Source organism: Calidifontibacillus erzurumensis (assembly GCF_013303125.1).
Taxonomy (GTDB): Bacteria; Bacillota; Bacilli; order Bacillales; family Bacillaceae_J; genus Calidifontibacillus; species Calidifontibacillus erzurumensis.
Map to the genome: position 1 here is coordinate 203711 of NZ_JABTTE010000002.1, position 19573 is coordinate 223283.

Genomic DNA, 19573 nt, shown 5'->3' on the forward strand with positions numbered 1-19573 from the left:
TGCAAAAAGGAGGTTTCAACATAATGAACCCAGTTGACAATAAAGAAATCGATTTAGGGCACCCCTCGCTATATAACAACCGTGAGCTTAGCTGGCTCGCCTTCAATGAAAGAGTTTTGCAAGAAGCTTTAGATGAATCGAACCCTTTAGGGGAACGTTTGAAATTTTTGGCTATTTTCAGTTCGAATCTCGATGAGTTTTTTATGGTGCGTGTGGCTGGTTTGAAAGACCAAGTAAAAGCAGGATTCAACAAGCCTGAAAATAAAGCAGGTTTAACACCGAAAGAACAGCTTTCAGCCATTTCAAAAAAATGCCACCAAATTGTCGGGTTGCAGTATGAAACATATCGAAAGAAATTATTACCTTTATTAGAAAAAGAAAATATTTTCTTTCGGACTATGGAAGAACTCAATAATAAACAAGAAAAATATTTAGAAAATATGTTTGAAGAACAAATTTTTCCAGTCTTAACTCCGATGGCTATTGATGCATATCGGCCATTCCCACTTCTAGCTAATAAAACAATTAATTTAGCCATTTTATTAGATGATCCGCTTGCCGATGAAAAAAATAGGGAAAAATTTGCAATCGTTCAAGTTCCCGCGGTATTGGATCGCTTTATTAAATTGCCGACGGACGATCAATCCCTTGTATATGTCATGTTGGAAGATGTCATTAGCCATTATGTTGACCGCTTATTTAGAGGTTACGTTGTAAAATTTATTTCAAAGTTCCGCATAACTAGAAACGCCGACATGACGATTCATGAAGAAGGGGCACGTGACTTGTTAATGGAAATTGAGAAAGAACTGAAAAAACGAAAATGGGGAGCAGCTGTAAGGCTAGAGGTTTGCGCTGATTCGATCGATGAAAAATTGTTGGATTATTTGGCCGAAGTACTTGAAATCCATGAAAAAGATATTTATACCCTGAAAGGGCCTTTAGATTTAACGTTTTTATTCAGCTTTTATAAAGAAATGGCAGCGATTAAAGACACTTTAGTATTTGAAACTTTGATTCCCCAACCGCCACTCGATTTAATCGGCGAAGATGATATTTTTCAAGCTATTGCAAAAAAAGATATTCTTTTGCACCACCCTTATGAATCGTTTGAAGCCGTTGTAGATTTTATTTCACACGCTGCTAGAGATCCTGATGTTTTAGCTATTAAACAAACCCTTTACCGAGTTAGCGGTGATTCACCAATTATTGAATCATTAAAAAGAGCGGCTGAAAACGGCAAACAAGTTACAGTTCTCGTTGAATTAAAAGCGCGTTTTGATGAAGAAAAAAATGTCCAATGGGCAAAAGAGCTTGAAAAGGCAGGCTGTCATGTCATTTTTGGTATGACACATTTAAAAACCCATAGCAAAATCACTCTCGTTGTCAGAAAACGAAACCAGCAGATTGAGCGGTTTGTTCATTTAAGTACCGGTAATTATAATGATGTGACGGCAAAAATATATACAGATTTAGGATTTTTAACTGCGAATCGGGAATTTGCCATTGATGCAACAAATTTTTTTAACTATCTAAGTGGTTATACCGAAAGACCTGTCTACCATCACCTATCGGTTTCTCCTTATAATATTCGGAAAGATTTTATTCAACTGATTGATGCAGAAATCGATTTTCATAAAAAATACAAAAACGGGAAAATGATTTTAAAAATGAATGCTTTGACAGATAAGGCATTAATTATGAAACTTTATGAAGCATCAAGAGCTGGAGTGAAAATCGATTTGTTTGTTCGCGGCATTTGCTGTTTAAAAGCAGGAATTACTGGGGTTAGTGAAAATATTCGAGTAAAAAGCATTATCGGCCGATTTTTGGAACATAGTCGTATTTATTATTTTTACCATAACGGTGATGAGAAAATTTTTCTATCTTCTGCAGATATGATGACAAGAAATATGGAAAGACGGGTGGAAATTTTATTCCCGATTCTTGATAAGCGTATTAAAGACAGAATAAAAACGATATTGACAATTATTAATAAAGATAATGTGAAGGCACGTGAAATGGACTGTTTTGGAAATTATCATTATGTAAAACGGGGACCTAATGAAGAGAAAATTGAAAGTCAAATGGTTTTATTTGAGATGGCATACCATGTGAAAGATGATGAGGAGTAATCGATTCTTATAAATCAATATACGATCAGCCAAATGGCTGATCGTATAACCCTTTAATTGGATTGCAATCCCTATTTATTGAAGAGATCTTAGTGTAAAAATTGTCAGTTCCGGAGGACAGAGAAAGCGGAATGGTACCCTTGTTGTTCCAATCCCCCGATTCACATAAAGCTGTGTTGCACCAACCTCATAAAACCCTTCTACATAGTTTGTAGATCCAGATGGAGTAAAAATAGGGCCTATAAAAGGCAATTGAATTTGACCGCCATGGCTATGACCTGAGAGTTGAACATCAATCGGATAATCTTTAACCATTTCAACTAAATCCGGCTGATGGGCAAGCAAAATAGTAAAAACATTTGTGTCTATATTTTCGAATGTTTTTTCTGGATTCGGTTTTCCTAACATTCCGTCGTCAAGGCCGCTAATATAAATGAAATCACTCATTTTATTATAAATTTTTTTATGTTCATTTTTTAATAATTCAAAATTTGCCTCCTCCATGATCATTTTGTAAATCTCAGTTCCATACCCGCCATGATCATGGTTTCCGTAGATGGAAAATTTTCCAAGAGGTGCGCGTAATTCTTTCAATAGCTGTGTAACTGGACCGATTTCCTTATACTTGTTAGGGGCATCGATTAAATCTCCAGTAAAGAGAACAATATCAGGCATCGCTTCGTTTATAGAAGCAATGAGATTGGAAAATTGCTCAACAGAATAGTTAAATCCAAGATGTGTATCACTGAATAAGATCATTTTTATTTTATCAAAACTTTTCGGTATTTTTTCAGATTGTAATTGGATTCTTGAAATTCTAAGCTGTTTCGGTTCGATATAGCGGGCATAGGTTAACCCTAATGAAGAAAGTAAAACGGTGCCAAAACTAAATTTGAAAAGCTGTTTTAGAAACGATCGTCTTGATATTTTTTCACTTTCAATTTTCATAACGCACAACCTATCTTTTAAGTGATACGATAAATCATAGAAAAGTACATAATTTTCATTATATCATGACTTTCTGAATAGACAATTTTAATTTGAGAGCAGGATTTTTAAAAAATATATGGAAATTATATAGTGATATAAGGAGGTTAGTATCATGTACAAAGAGTTAAACCCGCCTCGGAGAATTTTAATGGGACCTGGACCGAGCGATGTCCATCCAAAAGTGCTTCAAGCGATGGCAAACCCGCTCGTTGGTCATCTTGACCCTGCTTTTTTAGAAATTATGAATGAAACAATGGACTTATTACGACATGTATATCAAACCGAAAATAAAGTCACATTGGCCATGTCAGGGACTGGAAGCGCAGGGATGGAAACATTATTTGTAAATTTAGTTGAACCAGGAGATCGAGTAATCATTGGCGTTAACGGTTTATTCGGCCAAAGAATGGTTGATGTCGCTTCTAGATGTGGGGCAGAGGTCATCCAAGTGGAAGCGTCATGGGGAGATATCATAGAGCCTGAAAAAATTGAAGATGCACTAAAAAAACATAATAATGTAAAATTGGTAGCCGTCGTCCATTCCGAAACATCTACAGGTGTCCGCCAGCCATTGGAAGAGTTAAGTGAAATTGTTCATAAATATGATGCGTTGTTCGTTTGTGATATGGTTACATCGTTGGGAGGGATTCCAACAAAAATAGATGAATACAAGATCGATGCAGCATATAGCGGTACGCAAAAATGTTTGAGCGCACCTCCAGGTCTTGCTCCAGTGACATTAAGTCCGCGTGCTGTCGATGTTTTGGCAAAACGAAAGAATAAAGTACAAAGTTGGTATTTAGATCTTTCTATGATTCAAAACTATTGGAATGAGGAACGGTTTTATCATCACACGGCACCGATTTCAATGGTGTATTCATTACGTGAAGCATTGCGTCTGATCGTAAATGAGGGATTAGAACAAGTATTTAAACGTCATGCTCTTTATGGCGGAGCCCTGCAAGCGGGTTTAGAGGCCATGGGACTTGAATTATTAGTTTCTGAAAAACATAGGCTTCACCAATTAACAGCGGTGCAAATCCCAGCAAATGTTTCTGATTTGGAAGTTCGAAAACGATTGCTAGAGAAATACGGTTTAGAAATTGGCGGTGGCCTTGGAGTGTTAAAAGGTAAAATTTGGCGCATTGGATTAATGGGTTATAATGCCCGTCATGAAAATGTAGTCTTTGCCTTGGCTGCGCTTGAAGATGTCCTTCGGGAACAAGGTTATCATTTTATTTCAGGTGCTGCTCTTGAAGCGGCAAACCGTTATATTCGCGATCATGAATAAATGTATAAAAGAGCTTGGGAGATGGGCCCAAGTTCTTTTTATTTTTATAATTCCTAGTAGAAATGTATAATTATGTTAAGATAACAATAGCAATGAGTTGAGAAAGTTTGAGGTGGGATTTGTGGATCCATTGGAAATATTAACAAATAAAAATCAATTACTTCCTTTCTTCCAACCGATTTTTAGTGCAGATGACCATAAGATCATCGGTTATGAAGTTCTTGGAAGAATGGAAGTGGATCAGGACTTCCAAAGCATTGGATCTTTTTTTGAGGACGAATCTGTTCCAGAGGAGTATCGGATTGAAATTGATGACTACATAACGAAAAAAGCTTTAATACAATTAATCGATAAAGGAAACTTATTAATTTTTCTTAACCGCAATCCAAATTTATTAATGGTCGATCGCGGTGAATCTCTCTTACAATTATTATTATCATTTCAAGAACAAGGACTTGATTTAAAAAGAATTGTCCTAGAAATAACTGAACATAATTTTAGAGGGAATATTGATCAATTAGGGCATGTACTCACCTATCTTCGAACATATGGTATTAAGCTTGCAATTGATAATGTTGGAAAAGAAGGGAGCAATCTCGATCGTTTACGGGCTTTAAATCCCGAAATAATAAAAGTGGACCTTTCTTTATTGCGGCAGACGACTACTGCTCAATCTTATTTAGACATTTTATATTCTCTTTCTCTCCTTGCAAGAAAAATAGGAGCCGCCCTTCTTTATGAAGATATTGAAATGCATTTCCAACTTCAATATGCATGGCGTAACAATGGACGTTATTATCAAGGTTTTTATTTAGCAAAACCAGCCGCCCATTTAATTGATGAAAAATTTCGGAAAGACTTGTTGAAAGAACAATTTCATCGATTTATTTCCCATGAAAAACAAAAGCTATCAGCCCAATATGAAATTTGTCAAGAATTTACAAACCGTTTAAACCAAATTGGTACGAAATTAAAAACAAAAGATTTTGACCAACTGTTATATCATGTTGCTCAAACTTTTGATAAAGAAAGTTTTAGAATTTACATTTGTGATGGAGAAGGATATCAACAGTCAGCAAATTTATATAAGCAATCAAACAATGAATGGATTTTACAAAAAGAATATAAAGATAAAAATTGGAGCTGGCGTCCGTATTTTTTAGAAACAATTGTAAGAATGAACTATGATAAACGTGGAATCTTGTCGGATTTATATAGTGATATTGAAACAGGTGAAATCACACGTACTTTTTCATATCCTTTATCTGACCAATTATATTTATTTGTCGACCTTTCTTATAATTTTTTATTTGAACATGAAAATCTTCTTTAGCTATGCATAAGAAGTGCCCCTTTCGGAAAATGTATTAATAAAAATTCCGAATAATTGGGGTGGTTTTTTGTCTCCATTATCTTTAGGATTGGTAATACTTTTTACAATTGTTTTAATCATTGGTTTTATTCAGACCATTCGTGTCGGACAAACTCAAAATGGACAAAATGGGAGTGAAATTGATTCAGAAATAAGCGGTGTTGTTAAAGCACACCCATATGCAAGAAATCCTGTTTTTTGGGCATATATTATCGGTTTAGGGATCGTTTTTGCCTATATGTTTTATCATTTTTTGTAGATTTGGAAAACAAGGCTTATTTTAGCCTTGTCTTTTTTTGTACAAAAATCGCATAAATCACTGTCTAATCATGAAGTTATTTTACGAACGAAAACTGTCGTACAACATACCATACATTGATAAAATTTTATATAACAATACAAAACAGGAGAGGATGTTGATTGTTGAAATATACTTGCAAAAAATGCTGCAACATTATGCAGAGTCTTATGAGTTGCCCGGTTTGTAATGAAGAGGAGCATGTTGTTCCGATTGAAATTAATATTCACAAAGGAACGAAGGAGATAAACTTCAGAACTGAATAATGGGAGGTTTTTCACCTCCCATTTAAAAAGGTGTGATCATGAAAGGGTGGGTTCATGAAAAAGAAAATTTGGGTGCTTTTCGGGTTGCTTTTAATTGGACAAGTTCATTTTATTCAAGCTGAAAACTCAATGTCACGGGAAGATACATTTATTTTTTTGCAAGAAGCTTTTGAAGCCCAACTTTCTTTGGGTGATAAATTTTATTCGAATGCTGAAGTCACCACGATCCTATCACCATATTTTACATACGATTATCAGAAAATTTTTACTAATGAACAACTTTGCAAAGAACCTGATGGTATAATTTTGTGCGGAACGGATGAAAGTCATTATTTTATTCCTTATTTTTCTTATGATGACAATACAAAAACCATCTTTGAAAAAAATCAAATCATCGTGTACGAATATTTCTTGCCTCAGTTGGAAGGACCAGTCATTTGGGACAAGCCTCATTATGAAATCATTACGATTTCAAAAACTCCTGATGGTTGGAGAATTAGTGATTACCAAATAAGCGAACAAAAACCGGGGTTATCGTAGCAGCCCCGGTTATCGTTTTTGTTCCTTATTTTTTCTAATAAAATAATCAGCTAAACCCATAGAGCAAATATCAATATCCATTTTTAAAATTCTATAAACTTTATGATTATTCGGAATATTAAGCTCGCTTAAGTATGAATGAATGCGATCATATAGTTTCTCCGAAATTAATGGTGTTAGTTCATCAATCGTTTTGTCTTTATTTTGCAAAAAGACACTTTCACCAGTTTCCATAAAGGTTGGCAGCCACTTTCTGATTTCCGCATAAACTTCTTTAGGATTTTGACACATGCCAAAATGGCCAAAATAAATGCGTGAAACATTTAAGTTTTCAATAAGTTCTAGCGACCTAAGCATCTCATCAGGATCAAACTGATTCGGTGATGTTGAAGGCAAAAAGAAATCAAATTCTTGTATGTCTTGATAGTAAACGCCAATCGTGTCTCCGGTGAATATACCATTTGATAAACTATCATGAATGGAGAAATGGTGTTTCGCATGTCCTGGCGTATCGTAAAAAGTCAATGTCCGATTGGCAAGTTCAAGAACTTCTCCGTTTTCCTTAATCATCAAGCGTTCCTCTGGAATTGGATAGATCGGATCGTAAAATTTCTCAAAATCTTCCTTATAGACTGCTTTTGCACCAGCGATTAATCGGGACGGATCCACTAAATGGCGGTACCCTCTTGGATGTACAACGACTTTTGCGTTGGGACAATGCTTTAGCAACAAGCCTGCTCCTCCTGCATGGTCTAAATGGATATGAGTAACGATTATGTATTGAATATCTGCAGGGTCAATTTCTAGTTGTTTTAAACCGTCTAAAAGATATGGGATTGAAGGGCTGGCACTCGTTTCAACGATCGTAAGTTTTTCGTCATGAATGACAAAGGTTCCAGTTCGATTTTCAAATCCCAAATCAAAAACATCAAAAAAAGAAATTTGATGACCTAAATTTACCGGTTTATTTTTCAAAATTAGTCTCCTCCTTTAAAAATTATTGTAAGTGAATACAGTTTCGATTGTAAAGAGAGACGTTTTTTGTCAAAATAAAAAAGTACAGGATGGATAACTCTTCAAGTGACGAAAAAACGGTTTTTGAAAGGAGAAGTGGGATGTCGCTACTTCATGGAATACTAAAACGATTAATGACCTTGCAAGAGGATCACCAAAATAATGAACCAAAGCAGCGGTTTTTTGAAAAAAATGGTGAGAAAAAATGTAGTGTAAAATATTTTGACAATACAAAGATGTTTGAACTTGAAGTTTACCAGCCAGGAGAAAAACCAAAGACATATCAATTCGATAATATTGATATGGTCGCTATTGATGTGTTTGAAATTATGACAGCAGAAGATTAATAATCAAAGGGACTATCTCAACGATGAGATGGTCTTTTTCCTTCCTAGCGAAAGCACTTTTGATGAAAAAAAGCATTTAATAATGTTACAATAACTATTGAGCGTAAACGATTACATAATCAGTAAAATAGAGGTATTTTAGTTTGGAAAAAGGGGATGGGGCAATGTATAGTTTTCCAAGAGATGTTATTTTGAATACGAAAATCGAAGATCTGATGGTAAGCTCCGACAAAGTTGCCCACGTGCAAATTGATAATCCGCTAGAACATGCATTGTTAGTATTAATTAAATCCGGCTATTCTGCAGTACCGGTTTTAGACCTTTCATATAGGCTAAGAGGTATTATAAGTACTACAATGATTATGGATACAGTGCTAGGCATCGAATCTTTTGAAATGGAAAAACTTACGAAGCTAAAAGTTGCAGAAGTAATGAATCCGAATGTTCCGAAGCTAAAATTGGATGCTGATTTTATGAGGGCATTGGGACTAACGATCAACCATCCATTTGTATGTATCGAGGATAACGAAGGCTTGTTTAAAGGAATTTTAACGAGAAGAGCAATTATTAAATTATTTACGAAAAACTTACATAAGTAATGAAATGGAACAAGACATATATTTAAAGGAAGTGTACGATCTTGACGAAGAAAGAAACAAAAAAACCATTTGTATTGGCAGCTGTTATGGTTGCCATGTTCATGTCAGCTGTAGAAGCAACAATTGTTTCAACAGCTATGCCAAGCATTGTCTCTGAGTTAGGAGGTTTTTCTTTATATAGCTGGGTGTTTTCATCCTATTTATTAATGCAAGTTGCTACAATTCTCATTTATGGAAAAACAGCTGATTTATTTGGAAGGAAACCGGTATTTGTTACCGGTGTTATTATTTTTTTAATAGGCTCTCTTTTATGTGGTTTTGCCAGCACGATGAAGCAGCTTATTGTTTATCGTTTCATCCAAGGTATTGGGGCGGGTGCAGTTATGCCCATTGCTACAACAATCGTTGGTGATATTTACACGAAAGAAGAACGAGCTTCAATCCAAGGGTATTTATCAAGTGTTTGGGGAATTTCTGCAATAGTTGGTCCAGTATTAGGTGGAATTTTAGTGAAATATGTAAGTTGGGTCTACGTATTTTGGATGAATTTGCCTTTGGGATTACTAGCGATTGCAGGAGTTGTATTTTTCCTTCATGAAGATGTGCAGCGGAAAAAACATGTGATTGACTATAAAGGATCTATTTTATTAGTGCTCTCTATATCTGCTTTTATGCTTGTATTAGTTGAAGGTGGCGTCCATTGGGCTTGGAATTCATGGCAAATTTTAACTTTACTTGCCATATTCCTAATTGGATTTGTTTTATGGGTGCGTGAAGAGAAAAGAACTCCTGAACCGATGATGCCTTTTAACATATGGCGCTATCGTGCGATTACTGTGTCAAATACAGCTTCATTTACGACAGGAATGATTTTAATGGGGGTTTCAACCTTTCTTCCTGCTTTTGTTCAAGGGGTATTGGAGCAGTCGCCAATGGTTGCCGGCTTTACTTTAACAACGATGTCAATCGGCTGGCCGATTGCTTCGACAATTGCTGGGAAAATGGTCGTAAATGTCGGCTATAGAAAATTGACCGTGGCTGGAGCCTGTGCCATTATTATTGGTTCCATCATCTTTATTTTAATGTCACCTGATAAAGGTCCTGTTTGGCCAGCGTTAGGATCTTTATTAGTAGGGGCAGGAATGGGCCTGACAACAACTTCTTTCATCGTATCGGTTCAAAGTACGGTTGATTGGAATGTAAGAGGAGTGGCAACAGCTTCCAATATGTTTATGAGGACGCTTGGTAGTGCCGTCGGTGCAGCTTTATTAGGTGGCCTACTTAATGGCCGCTTGCAATCTTTTATTGAAGAGAAAGGATTGCAAGGCGAAATAACCATTGAAACTTTTAACTTACTTTTAGATGAACAACAAAGAGCATCCTTAATCGAATCAATGAAAATTCTTTTACAAGATGGCCTTTCAATTGCATTGAATTTTGTTTATTGGGGAGTCGTCATCATCGCAATTTTAACTCTCTTCCTCGTTTTCTTTATGCCAGAAACGGAGGAACAAATGGAGAGATCATAACCTCTAAATTTTGCATAACTTCATTTTTTTAGGAAAAAATGAAGGAGTAAGGAGGTGGATGATAGATGGCGAAAATTGGTGTAGAACAATCATTAACTGCTGTACAACAAGCATTACAACAGAAAGGGTATGAAGTTGTTCCGTTAAAACAAGAAAGTGACGCACAAGGTTGTGATGCTTGTGTAGTCACTGGATTAGATTCAAATGTGATGGGGATTGCCAACACTGTCATCAAAGGTCCTGTCATTGAGGCAAGCGGAAGAAGCGCCGAAGAAATTTGCCAAGAAATCGATCAACGGGTGAATCAATAAATCGACTACTTTGTTAAAGAAATTTAATCAGTGGAATCATTGAAGGAAAAGGAACCATAGGGGTTCCTTTTATTATTGATCACGGAAGTTCCTATTTAAACGACGAAGCTCAAAGCAATACTGCCAGCAATTGTTAGGGAATTGTAATTAAATCATGTAATTTCGTTTAATCATACGCCTAAACATTAATTTGCTCCTCCTATTGTTTATTTCAGTTAAGATTCTTCAACTAAAACTTTTGTATCTCAATGTGTGGTAAAATATTTATTATATGTACTGGTTCGATCTGCGATAGATTTAAAGTTGCCATAGGAAACCCCTCTTAAACCGTCAACCCCGTTATTGTACTTGGCTCTGAACTATTTTTTTAAATTTATAAATAACCTAAAGTTCATGAAAAAAGATTGAAATGAACCTACAGGAACGATAACATCTACTTGATAATTGATGAAATTCATGTTAGTTTGGTCAATGAAAAATTTGGACAACTTCTCATTATTGTTAAATTTTTTAATTCAACGATTCGTTTTATTAATGGAATGAAATAATCGATGTATTACAATTGAATATTGTTTATTAAGGAGGGAGACCGATCCGTCAAAACCCCGTAACAACATAAAACACATAGTGATTCAAATATTAAACGAACACTTATGTTGATGGAAACATTGAGTGAAAATCCATTAACCTTGTTTGATTTGATGAATATAAATATTCGTCGGTCCGAAAATTAGTGGTTGAAAAAATCGGACAAGTTTAATGAGGTTTTGGCGGCGGAATATTGTATGAAGAAGGAATTTGCGGTTATAGGTCTTGGGCGATTTGGAGGAAGCATTTGTAGAACACTCGCCCAAGAAGGGATGGAAGTATTAGCGATTGATATTGATGAAGAAAGAGTCAATGAATTTTCCAACATTGTTTCTAAAGCAGTCGTTGCCGATACAACTGATGAAAAAGTCCTAAAAGATTTAGGTATTCGTAATTTCGATCATGTAATCGTCGCAATTGGCGATAATATTCAGGCAAGCATATTAACAACGCTCATTTTAAAAGAGCTAGGCGTCCAAAAAATTACTGTAAAAGCGCAGAACGATTATCATGAAAAAGTGCTTGCCAAAATCGGTGCCGACCACATCGTCCATCCGGAACGAGATATGGGGCGTAGAATTGCCAACAATATGATTTCTACGAATGTCCTTGATTATTTGGAGTTATCTGATGAACATAGCATTGTTGAATTGATTGCAAGTAAAAAAATGGATGGGAAATCATTGCTTGAATTGGATGTTCGCGCTAAGTACGGCTGTACTGTAGTCGCTATAAAAAGGCAAACCCATATTATCGTTTCTCCAATGGCAAGAGAAGTGATTAGAGAAGGAGATATTTTAATTGTGATTGGAGCAGATAAAGATATTAACCGCTTTGAAAAGAATATTGTAGATCATGAATAAAACCGCCTAAAAAGGCGGTTTTTCTCATTTTACACTTCCATGATAATTGGCAAAATCATTGGTTTTCGCTTTGTTTTTTCATAGAGGAACGGTCCTAAAACATCCGTAATTTCATTTTTAATTTCCGACCATTGTGTTGTTTTCCGTTCCATAATTTTTTCAAGATGTTCAGCGATTAAATTTTGTGCATCATTGATTAAATCGCTTGATTCTCTCATATAAACAAAGCCTCTTGAGATTAGATCAGGACCAGCTTTAATCTTAAATTCTTTCATGTCTATGCTGACGACAACAATGACCAATCCTTCTTCAGACAATATGCGGCGGTCTCTGAGGACGATATTGCCAATATCGCCGATGCCGTTGCCATCCACATAAACAGAGCCGGAAGGAATTTTACCTCCAATGTATGCTTCATCCTTTGTTAAAACAAGGACATCGCCATTATCCATGATGAAATTATTTTCTGGTTTGACACCACAGTCGATTGCAAGTTTTGTATGCATTTTTAGCATTCGATATTCACCATGAATTGGCATGAAAAATTTCGGTTTCATTAACCGAAGCATTAATTTTTGCTCTTGTTGACCTCCGTGCCCTGATGTATGGATATCACTTAATGGACCATAAATGACTTCAGCTCCGGCACGGTAGAGGGCATTAATGACACGGCTGACGCTAATCGTGTTTCCAGGAATTGGGGAAGACGAAAATACAACCGTATCCCCATGGTTAATTTGAATTTGCCGATGGGTTCCATTGGCAATTCGGGATAGAGCCGCCATCGGTTCTCCCTGGCTGCCTGTACAAAGAATGGTCACTTGATTGCTTGGTAGGCGGTTAATTTGTGATGCATCAATAAATGTATCTTTAGGTGCTTTAATATAGCCTAATTCCAATCCGATTTCAATGGCTGCTTCCATACTTCTTCCGAATACGACAACTTTGCGATTATTTTTCACAGCTGCTTCAACTACTTGTTGTAAGCGATGAATATTAGAAGCGAATGTTGCAAAGATGATTCGGCCGTCCACTTTTCGGAAAATATCATGGATGCTTTCGCCAACGCGTCTTTCTGACATTGTAAAATCAGGAATTTCGCTATTCGTACTATCGGACATAAGGCATAAGACACCTTCTTTTCCGATTTCCGCCATTTTTGTTAAGTTAGCTGGTTCTCCAACAGGTGTAAAGTCAAATTTAAAATCACCTGTATGAACAATGTTTCCTTGTGGAGTTTTTACAACGATCCCATAAGCATCAGGAATGCTGTGGGTTGTTCGATAAAATTCAACAGATAAATGCTTAAATTTAATTACATCGTCTTCTTTAATATCGATTAATTTTGCTTGCCTTAAAAGGCCGTGTTCTTCCAGTTTATTTTTGATAAGTCCTATGGCAAGCTTGCCGCCATAAATTGGCACATTTATTTGTCTTAACAAATAAGGGATTCCACCGATATGGTCTTCATGGCCGTGAGTAATGAAGACCCCTTTTATTTTTTCTACATTTTTAACTAAATACGTATAGTCTGGAATTACATAATCAATTCCTAATAGTTCGTCCTCAGGAAACTTAATTCCAGCATCAATAACTATAATTTCGTCTCTGTATTGAATCCCATACGTATTTTTTCCGATTTCACCCATTCCACCTAAAGCAAATACTGCAACTTGATCTTCCTTTAAAAATTTCATACACTATACATTCTCCAATACAAAGTTTTCTGAACGTTTTTCATATTCTAGATGTGCTCCCTCTAGCTTTTGAATGTACTCAATATTAAGATTTCGATCCGCTAATTTTTTCCGTACATCTCTTTCCGATTCCGCTTCAAGATAAATTACTCTTGTTCGTTCACGGATCGGTACTTCATTATTAAGGTCTTGGTAAAAAACTTTATAAATCATTCTTTCAATCTCTCCTTGCCTTCCTAATAGTATCTTTGTACATTATAGCGGATATTGAAATCTTTTTCATGTTTTTCGATTAAATTTGGGAGACGAATGTGAAAAAATTCCACTATGCTAAAGTTTTTCTTCTTAATAAACCTCTCATTTGTTCTCGAATTTTTTCTTTTAGTCTTTTAAACATCATCAGTCATCTCCATCTTTCCGTATTTTATACTAAATAACATTTATGGTTGCTATTAGTATGTGTATTGTTTTTGATTTATTTCATGGCGGATGATGGAAATTATGTGGAAAAGAGGCTGCGTGTGGGCAGCCTCTTTTTATTCAATCACAATGGCATCTTCAGGTGCTTTAAACGGATCTTGTTTATTAATATGATCATAAAACATAATGCCATTTAAATGATCGATTTCGTGTTGAAATACAATAGCAGGTAAACCTTTTAAACGAAGGTTTACTTCCTTGCCTTCAAGATCAGTAGCTTTTACTGTTATTTTAAAATAACGAGGTACATAGCCAGGAACATCCCGATCGACAGAAAGGCAACCTTCTCCGCCAGCCAAATAGCATTTTTTTGTGGAGTGGCTTACAATTTTAGGATTGAACAATGCATAACTGTATAATTTATCATCTTCATCGACAACATGAACAGCGATCATTCGTTTTGAAATGCCAAGTTGTGGGGCTGCAAGACCTATGCCTGGTCTTAAACCATATTTTGCAGCGATTTCCGGATCTTGACTATTAATCACAAACTCGATCATCGCTTTCAATGTTTGTTTATCTTCATCGGAAGCAGGCAATACTACTTCCTCAGCTTTCGCTCGTAGAGCAGGATGTCCTTCACGGACAATGTCTTTCATTGTTATCAACGCATTCATCTCCTCTATATTGCCTTATTACAATTTAATTTTAGTTTAGCATATTTTTTAGATTTAGAAAAAAGACTATTTATTTGGACAAGCGCATACGATAGTATTGAATAGTACCATTTTTTCAGCTTATCAATACATGCTTTGATAATAATGTACTTTTGCTTTCGATTTTTGTTATTTAGAGGAGGCGCATTCATTGAAAAATTTAATCAAAATATTCATCGTTATTATGACTGTTACAGTTTTAGGTGGATGTGGGAAATCTGTTGAGGAGAAAATTTTTACACATTTAGAAAATGCAGTGTCCTTGGAAGGAGCTTTTGAAGAGCAACAAGAACCGCTAATTGAACTTGAGAAAAAAGAACAAATGATTTATGAAAAAATTATTAAGCTTGGAATGGATGAATTTGATGAAATAAAAGCATTATCACAAGAAGCAATAAAAATTGTCGATGATCGGGAAACGAGAGTGGAACAAGAAAAGAAAAGCATTGACCAATCAAAAGAACAGTTTCGTTTAGTTGAAAAAGAAATTGAAAAATTAAAAGACGAAAAAGCAAAAGAAACAGCAAAACAATTAGTTGCCGTCATGAATGAACGGTATGATTCTTATGAAAAACTTTATACGTATTATAAAAAAGCAATTGATTTAGATCGGAATTTATACGAAATGTTTCAAGAAGAGGAATTGACATTGGAAGAATTAGAAGAACAAATTAAAAAAATTAATGAGATGTATGATCTCGTTGTACAAGAAAGCAAAACGTTTAATGAGTTGACAGAAAACTATAATAAAAAGAAAAAGGATTTTTATATAGCGTCTGGATTAAATGTCGTATTTGAAAATGACGCTTCTTCAGATGAAAACAAGTAAGGAAGCTAGGTTCTAAAAGTGGTGACACTTTTGACCTAGCTTTTATTTTTTTCCTTTGTATAAACATTTATCCATTTGGGAATAGGCAAATAGTATGAATGGGTAAGATAAATCGTGAAAGTAAAATAGTTTCTTCTTTATCATTTTAAACAGTGATTAGGATAAAAGAGGTGGAAAAATGATTGATCAAACGGTTGTGAAAAAAATAGAAGATATGTTTCCCACGTATCAAATATTGAATGAAAATGGGGAAATTGTAAATGAAAGGGAAATGCCCGATTTAACGGACGATCAATTAAAAGAATTAATGAAACGAATGGTTTATACGCGTATATTAGACCAAAGATCAATTTCTTTAAACCGTCAGGGAAGACTTGGATTTTATGCGCCGACTGCTGGTCAGGAAGCTTCACAGTTAGGAAGCCAATTTGCACTTCAAAAGGAAGATTGGATTTTACCAGGTTACCGAGATGTTCCACAATTGATTTGGCATGGTTTACCGCTATATAAAGCATTTTTATTTTCTAGAGGTCATTTTGTCGGAAATCAAATGGAAGGAATCAATGCTTTGCCGCCACAAATTATTATCGGAGCACAAATTACTCAAGCAACAGGGGTTGCCTTAGGGTTGAAAAAGCGTGGAAAAAAAGCAGTAGCAGTTACATACACAGGTGATGGCGGTTCTTCCCAAGGAGATTTTTATGAAGGAATAAATTTTGCAGGCACTTTTAAAGCACCAGTGATTTTCATAGTTCAAAATAATCGCTTTGCCATTTCAACACCTATAGAAAAGCAAACTTCATCAAAAACGATTGCTCAAAAAGCAATTGCAGCAGGTATTCCAGGAATTCAAGTCGATGGAATGGATGTATTGGCCGTCTATAAAGCTGTCAAGGAAGCACGCGAGAGGGCGATAAATGGTGAAGGACCAACATTAATTGAAACATTAACGTACCGTTATGGACCGCACACGATGGCTGGAGACGATCCTACCCGTTACCGGACAGAAGACTTGGACAAAGAATGGGAAAAGAGAGATCCCCTCGTTCGTTTTCGAAAATATCTAGAGACAAAAAATTTATGGTCAAAAGAAGAAGAAGAAAAAGTAATCGAAGAGGCAAAAGAAGACATTAAAGCTGCCATAAAAAAAGCAGATGAAACTTCTAAACAGAAAGTGACCGATTTAATAAATATTATGTTTGAAAAGTTGCCTTTTAACTTAATAGAGCAAAGGGATGAATATGCAAAAAAGGAGGAATCGGAATAAAAGATGGCGCAAATGACGATGGTACAAGCAATTACTGATGCTTTAAGAAATGAATTGCGAAATGATCCGAATGTTTTAATTTTTGGCGAAGATGTAGGAGTTAACGGCGGCGTATTCCGGGTAACCGAAGGATTGCAACAAGAATTCGGTGAGGAACGGGTATTCGATACGCCTTTGGCAGAATCTGCCATCGGAGGTCTTGCCATTGGTTTAGCTTTAGAGGGATTTCGACCGGTTCCGGAAATACAATTTTTTGGTTTTGTCTATGAAGTGATGGATGCCATCAATGGACAAATGGCACGAATGAGGTACCGTTCCGGCGGAACTTTCCATGCCCCGATTACTGTACGTTCCCCTTTTGGGGGAGGAGTAAAAACACCTGAACTTCATGCGGATAGTTTAGAAGGGCTGGTCGCCCAGCAGCCAGGGTTAAAAGTCGTTATTCCATCTACTCCTTACGATGCTAAAGGTCTTTTAATTTCAGCGATTCGTGATAACGATCCTGTTATTTTTTTAGAACATATGAAACTGTATCGTTCGTTCCGCCAAGAAGTTCCTGAGGAGGAATATACAATTCCGATCGGGAAAGCTGATGTAAAGCGGGAAGGAAAAGATTTAACGATTATCTCATACGGAGCGATGGTGCATTCTTCTTTAAAAGCGGCTGAAATATTGGAAAAAGAAGGTGTTAGCGCGGAGATCATAGATTTAAGGACCGTTAGCCCTCTTGATATAGATACGATTATTGAATCTGTCAAGAAAACGAATCGGGCGATTGTTGTACAAGAAGCCCAGAAACAAGCTGGAATAGCTGCCAACGTGGTCGCAGAAATAACGGAACGGGCAATTTTACATTTAGAGGCACCAGTGTTGCGAGTTTGTGCACCTGACACAGTCTATCCATTTTCTCAAGCAGAAGATGTTTGGCTGCCAAATTACAAAGATATCATTGAGAAAGCAAAAACCGTTCTTAATTTTTAGATGAGGATTTTATCTATTGAGAAATCGAGATCCTTAAGTTGTTTTTTCGATTGTGAATAGTTTCTAAAATGAATCATCACCTTTTGTGAATAGGCATTGTAAAAATGCCTTCCATTGATTATTGAGGTGAATCACATTTGCCAGCAGGAAATTTCATTCACAAATTTTTGCAGTTAAAGCATCAAGCCTTTAAAATTCTAGTGTTTCCGTAGAGTTAAGTGTTTAACTTAGGAGGGAAAAATTTTGGCATTTGAATTTAAACTACCGGATATCGGTGAAGGTATACATGAAGGAGAAATTGTCAAATGGTTTGTAAAACCGGGTGATAAGGTTAAAGAGGATGATATTCTTTGTGAAGTGCAAAATGATAAAGCGGTCGTTGAAATTCCTTCCCCTGTTGATGGAACAGTACTCGAATTAAAAGTACAAGAAGGCGCTGTTGCCGTTGTTGGGGACACAATTATTACCATTGATGCCGAAGGAAATGCAGGCGGGGAAGTTGCACCAAGCCCTGTCCCTGAAAAAGAGGAATCTGGTCAGCCGAAAATTGAAGAAAAGGCTGTAACCGAGGAAAGTCAAACTTCCATTGATGAAAAGGCAGAAAAAAAACTCGTCATTGCTATGCCATCTGTTCGAAAATACGCACGGGAAAAAGGGGTTCATTTATTTAAAGTGACAGGTACTGGGAAAAACGGACGGATTCTTAAAGAAGATATTGACCGCTATTTAGCTGGGGGTACAGTGGATGAAACTAATGTAAAGGATGTGAAAGAGGAAGGCGATCCAATTGTTGTTGAAGGGGTTCGGGCTACGACTGATTTAGAGACTCGGGAAAAATTGAGCGGAATTAGAAAAGCGATTGCTAAAGCAATGGTGAATTCAAAGTATACGGCGCCGCATGTAACATTAATGGATGAAGTAGAAGTCACCGATTTAGTGAATCATCGGAAAAAGTTTAAAGCGCTTGCTGAAGAAAAAGGTATAAAGCTGACATACTTGCCTTATGTAGTTAAAGCTCTCGTTTCCGCTTTAAAAGAATACCCGGTATTAAATTCATCGCTCGATGATAAGGCAGAAGAAATTGTTTATAAACATTATTATCATATTGGCATCGCTACTGATACGGAAAAAGGGCTCCTTGTTCCAGTAGTCAAAGACGCTGATCGTAAATCGATTTTGAAAATTTCAGAGGAAATTCAAGAACTTGCAATAAAAGCCCGTGAAGGAAAGCTTGCATCTGAGGAAATGAAAGGAAGTACTTGTACGATTACGAATATAGGCTCTGCAGGAGGTCAATGGTTTACCCCGATTATTAATTATCCTGAGGTTGCTATATTAGGAATTGGCAGAATCGCTGAGAAACCTGTTGTAAAAGATGGTGAAATTGTCGCTAGTCCTGTTTTAGCATTGTCATTAACTTTTGATCACCGCATGATCGATGGAGCAACTGCCCAATATGCATTAAACCATATTAAACGATTGTTGCATGATCCGCAATTATTATTAATGGAGGCTTAATG

General features: G+C 36.1%; 19 protein-coding genes. 14 read left to right on the forward strand and 5 right to left on the reverse strand.

The window, feature by feature from the left end; genetic code table 11:
• Positions 1 to 23: 23 nt before the first annotated feature.
• Positions 24 to 2135, forward strand: coding sequence for an RNA degradosome polyphosphate kinase (locus HR057_RS02825; RefSeq protein ID WP_173729887.1), 2112 nt, complete (start codon positions 24 to 26; stop codon positions 2133 to 2135).
• Positions 2136 to 2210: 75 nt separating this feature from the next.
• Here the strand turns inward: HR057_RS02825 and HR057_RS02830 are convergent, their stop codons facing one another.
• On the reverse strand, positions 2211 to 3083 hold the full coding sequence (locus HR057_RS02830) for a metallophosphoesterase (protein ID WP_173729888.1): 873 nt from the start codon (positions 3081 to 3083) through the stop codon (positions 2211 to 2213).
• A gap of 154 nt (positions 3084 to 3237) precedes the next feature.
• Between HR057_RS02830 and HR057_RS02835 the strand changes: the two genes are divergently transcribed.
• The 4 genes from HR057_RS02835 to HR057_RS02850 all read left to right on the forward strand — a co-directional run bounded on the left by HR057_RS02835 (position 3238) and on the right by HR057_RS02850 (position 6892).
• Positions 3238 to 4416: a pyridoxal-phosphate-dependent aminotransferase family protein gene (locus HR057_RS02835; RefSeq protein WP_173729889.1), complete on the forward strand. Its 1179-nt coding sequence runs from the start codon at positions 3238 to 3240 to the stop codon at positions 4414 to 4416.
• A 121-nt stretch (positions 4417 to 4537) separates the two neighbouring features.
• Positions 4538 to 5749 carry an EAL domain-containing protein gene (locus tag HR057_RS02840; RefSeq protein ID WP_173729890.1) on the forward strand — a complete coding sequence of 404 codons (1212 nt, stop codon included), beginning with the start codon at positions 4538 to 4540 and terminating at the stop codon, positions 5747 to 5749.
• 67 nt (positions 5750 to 5816) lie between these two features.
• Positions 5817 to 6047, forward strand: coding sequence for a hypothetical protein (locus HR057_RS02845; protein ID WP_173729891.1), 231 nt, complete (start codon positions 5817 to 5819; stop codon positions 6045 to 6047).
• Positions 6048 to 6406: 359 nt separating this feature from the next.
• Positions 6407 to 6892 (forward strand): DUF3993 domain-containing protein, encoded by a 486-nt coding sequence (locus HR057_RS02850; protein WP_173729892.1) that lies wholly within the window; start codon positions 6407 to 6409, stop codon positions 6890 to 6892.
• Positions 6893 to 6901: 9 nt separating this feature from the next.
• Here HR057_RS02850 and HR057_RS02855 read toward each other — a convergent pair whose 3' ends face one another.
• A complete protein-coding gene (locus HR057_RS02855; RefSeq protein ID WP_173729893.1) occupies positions 6902 to 7867 on the reverse strand; it encodes an MBL fold metallo-hydrolase in 966 nt (321 codons plus the stop codon).
• 140 nt (positions 7868 to 8007) lie between these two features.
• Here HR057_RS02855 and HR057_RS02860 point away from each other — a divergent pair, with 140 nt between their 5' ends.
• The 5 genes from HR057_RS02860 (at position 8008) to HR057_RS02880 (ending at position 12143) form a co-directional block, all read left to right on the forward strand.
• Positions 8008 to 8253 carry a YkuJ family protein gene (locus HR057_RS02860; RefSeq protein WP_173729894.1) on the forward strand — a complete coding sequence of 82 codons (246 nt, stop codon included), beginning with the start codon at positions 8008 to 8010 and terminating at the stop codon, positions 8251 to 8253.
• Between the two features lie 164 nt (positions 8254 to 8417).
• Positions 8418 to 8852, forward strand: coding sequence for a cyclic-di-AMP-binding protein CbpB (cbpB, locus tag HR057_RS02865; RefSeq protein ID WP_173729895.1), 435 nt, complete (start codon positions 8418 to 8420; stop codon positions 8850 to 8852).
• Positions 8853 to 8938: 86 nt separating this feature from the next.
• Positions 8939 to 10381: an MDR family MFS transporter gene (locus HR057_RS02870; RefSeq protein WP_173729995.1), complete on the forward strand. Its 1443-nt coding sequence runs from the start codon at positions 8939 to 8941 to the stop codon at positions 10379 to 10381.
• Between the two features lie 65 nt (positions 10382 to 10446).
• Complete coding sequence (locus HR057_RS02875) at positions 10447 to 10692, forward strand: YkuS family protein (protein ID WP_173729896.1); 246 nt, start codon at positions 10447 to 10449, stop codon at positions 10690 to 10692.
• Between the two features lie 785 nt (positions 10693 to 11477).
• A complete protein-coding gene (locus HR057_RS02880; RefSeq protein ID WP_173729897.1) occupies positions 11478 to 12143 on the forward strand; it encodes a potassium channel family protein in 666 nt (221 codons plus the stop codon).
• A gap of 29 nt (positions 12144 to 12172) precedes the next feature.
• On the opposite strand, the gene rnjA is transcribed toward HR057_RS02880, so the two are convergent.
• The 3 genes from rnjA to def all read right to left on the reverse strand — a co-directional run bounded on the left by rnjA (position 12173) and on the right by def (position 14928).
• Positions 12173 to 13840, reverse strand: coding sequence for a ribonuclease J1 (gene rnjA, locus HR057_RS02885; RefSeq protein ID WP_173729898.1), 1668 nt, complete (start codon positions 13838 to 13840; stop codon positions 12173 to 12175).
• 3 nt (positions 13841 to 13843) lie between these two features.
• Entirely contained in the window at positions 13844 to 14053 is a 210-nt protein-coding gene (locus HR057_RS02890) for a DNA-dependent RNA polymerase subunit epsilon (RefSeq protein WP_173729899.1), read from the reverse strand.
• A gap of 323 nt (positions 14054 to 14376) precedes the next feature.
• A complete protein-coding gene (def, locus tag HR057_RS02895) occupies positions 14377 to 14928 on the reverse strand; it encodes a peptide deformylase (protein WP_173729900.1) in 552 nt (183 codons plus the stop codon).
• Positions 14929 to 15127: 199 nt separating this feature from the next.
• Between def and HR057_RS02900 the strand changes: the two genes are divergently transcribed.
• The 4 genes from HR057_RS02900 to HR057_RS02915 all read left to right on the forward strand — a co-directional run bounded on the left by HR057_RS02900 (position 15128) and on the right by HR057_RS02915 (position 19571).
• On the forward strand, positions 15128 to 15805 hold the full coding sequence (locus HR057_RS02900) for a YkyA family protein (RefSeq protein ID WP_230474331.1): 678 nt from the start codon (positions 15128 to 15130) through the stop codon (positions 15803 to 15805).
• Between the two features lie 178 nt (positions 15806 to 15983).
• Complete coding sequence (pdhA, locus tag HR057_RS02905; RefSeq protein WP_173729901.1) at positions 15984 to 17072, forward strand: pyruvate dehydrogenase (acetyl-transferring) E1 component subunit alpha; 1089 nt, start codon at positions 15984 to 15986, stop codon at positions 17070 to 17072.
• A gap of 3 nt (positions 17073 to 17075) precedes the next feature.
• Positions 17076 to 18053 carry an alpha-ketoacid dehydrogenase subunit beta gene (locus tag HR057_RS02910; protein ID WP_173729902.1) on the forward strand — a complete coding sequence of 326 codons (978 nt, stop codon included), beginning with the start codon at positions 17076 to 17078 and terminating at the stop codon, positions 18051 to 18053.
• A gap of 243 nt (positions 18054 to 18296) precedes the next feature.
• Positions 18297 to 19571 (forward strand): dihydrolipoamide acetyltransferase family protein, encoded by a 1275-nt coding sequence (locus tag HR057_RS02915; protein WP_173729903.1) that lies wholly within the window; start codon positions 18297 to 18299, stop codon positions 19569 to 19571.
• Positions 19572 to 19573 lie beyond the last annotated feature (2 nt).

Bases quoted from the DNA above. Each gene is read 5' to 3' on its own strand.
- pdhA (WP_173729901.1), top strand. From the start codon at position 15,984: ATGATTGATCAAACGGTTGTGAAAAAAATAGAAGATATGTTTCCCACG.
- rnjA (WP_173729898.1), bottom strand. From the start codon at position 13,840: ATGAAATTTTTAAAGGAAGATCAAGTTGCAGTATTTGCTTTAGGTGGA.
- HR057_RS02850 (WP_173729892.1), top strand. From the start codon at position 6,407: ATGAAAAAGAAAATTTGGGTGCTTTTCGGGTTGCTTTTAATTGGACAA.
- HR057_RS02830 (WP_173729888.1), bottom strand. From the start codon at position 3,083: ATGAAAATTGAAAGTGAAAAAATATCAAGACGATCGTTTCTAAAACAG.
- HR057_RS02835 (WP_173729889.1), top strand. From the start codon at position 3,238: ATGTACAAAGAGTTAAACCCGCCTCGGAGAATTTTAATGGGACCTGGA.
- HR057_RS02890 (WP_173729899.1), bottom strand. From the start codon at position 14,053: ATGATTTATAAAGTTTTTTACCAAGACCTTAATAATGAAGTACCGATC.
- HR057_RS02875 (WP_173729896.1), top strand. From the start codon at position 10,447: ATGGCGAAAATTGGTGTAGAACAATCATTAACTGCTGTACAACAAGCA.
- HR057_RS02910 (WP_173729902.1), top strand. From the start codon at position 17,076: ATGGCGCAAATGACGATGGTACAAGCAATTACTGATGCTTTAAGAAAT.
- cbpB (WP_173729895.1), top strand. From the start codon at position 8,418: ATGTATAGTTTTCCAAGAGATGTTATTTTGAATACGAAAATCGAAGAT.
- HR057_RS02870 (WP_173729995.1), top strand. From the start codon at position 8,939: ATGGTTGCCATGTTCATGTCAGCTGTAGAAGCAACAATTGTTTCAACA.
- HR057_RS02880 (WP_173729897.1), top strand. From the start codon at position 11,478: ATGAAGAAGGAATTTGCGGTTATAGGTCTTGGGCGATTTGGAGGAAGC.
- HR057_RS02825 (WP_173729887.1), top strand. From the start codon at position 24: ATGAACCCAGTTGACAATAAAGAAATCGATTTAGGGCACCCCTCGCTA.
- HR057_RS02860 (WP_173729894.1), top strand. From the start codon at position 8,008: ATGTCGCTACTTCATGGAATACTAAAACGATTAATGACCTTGCAAGAG.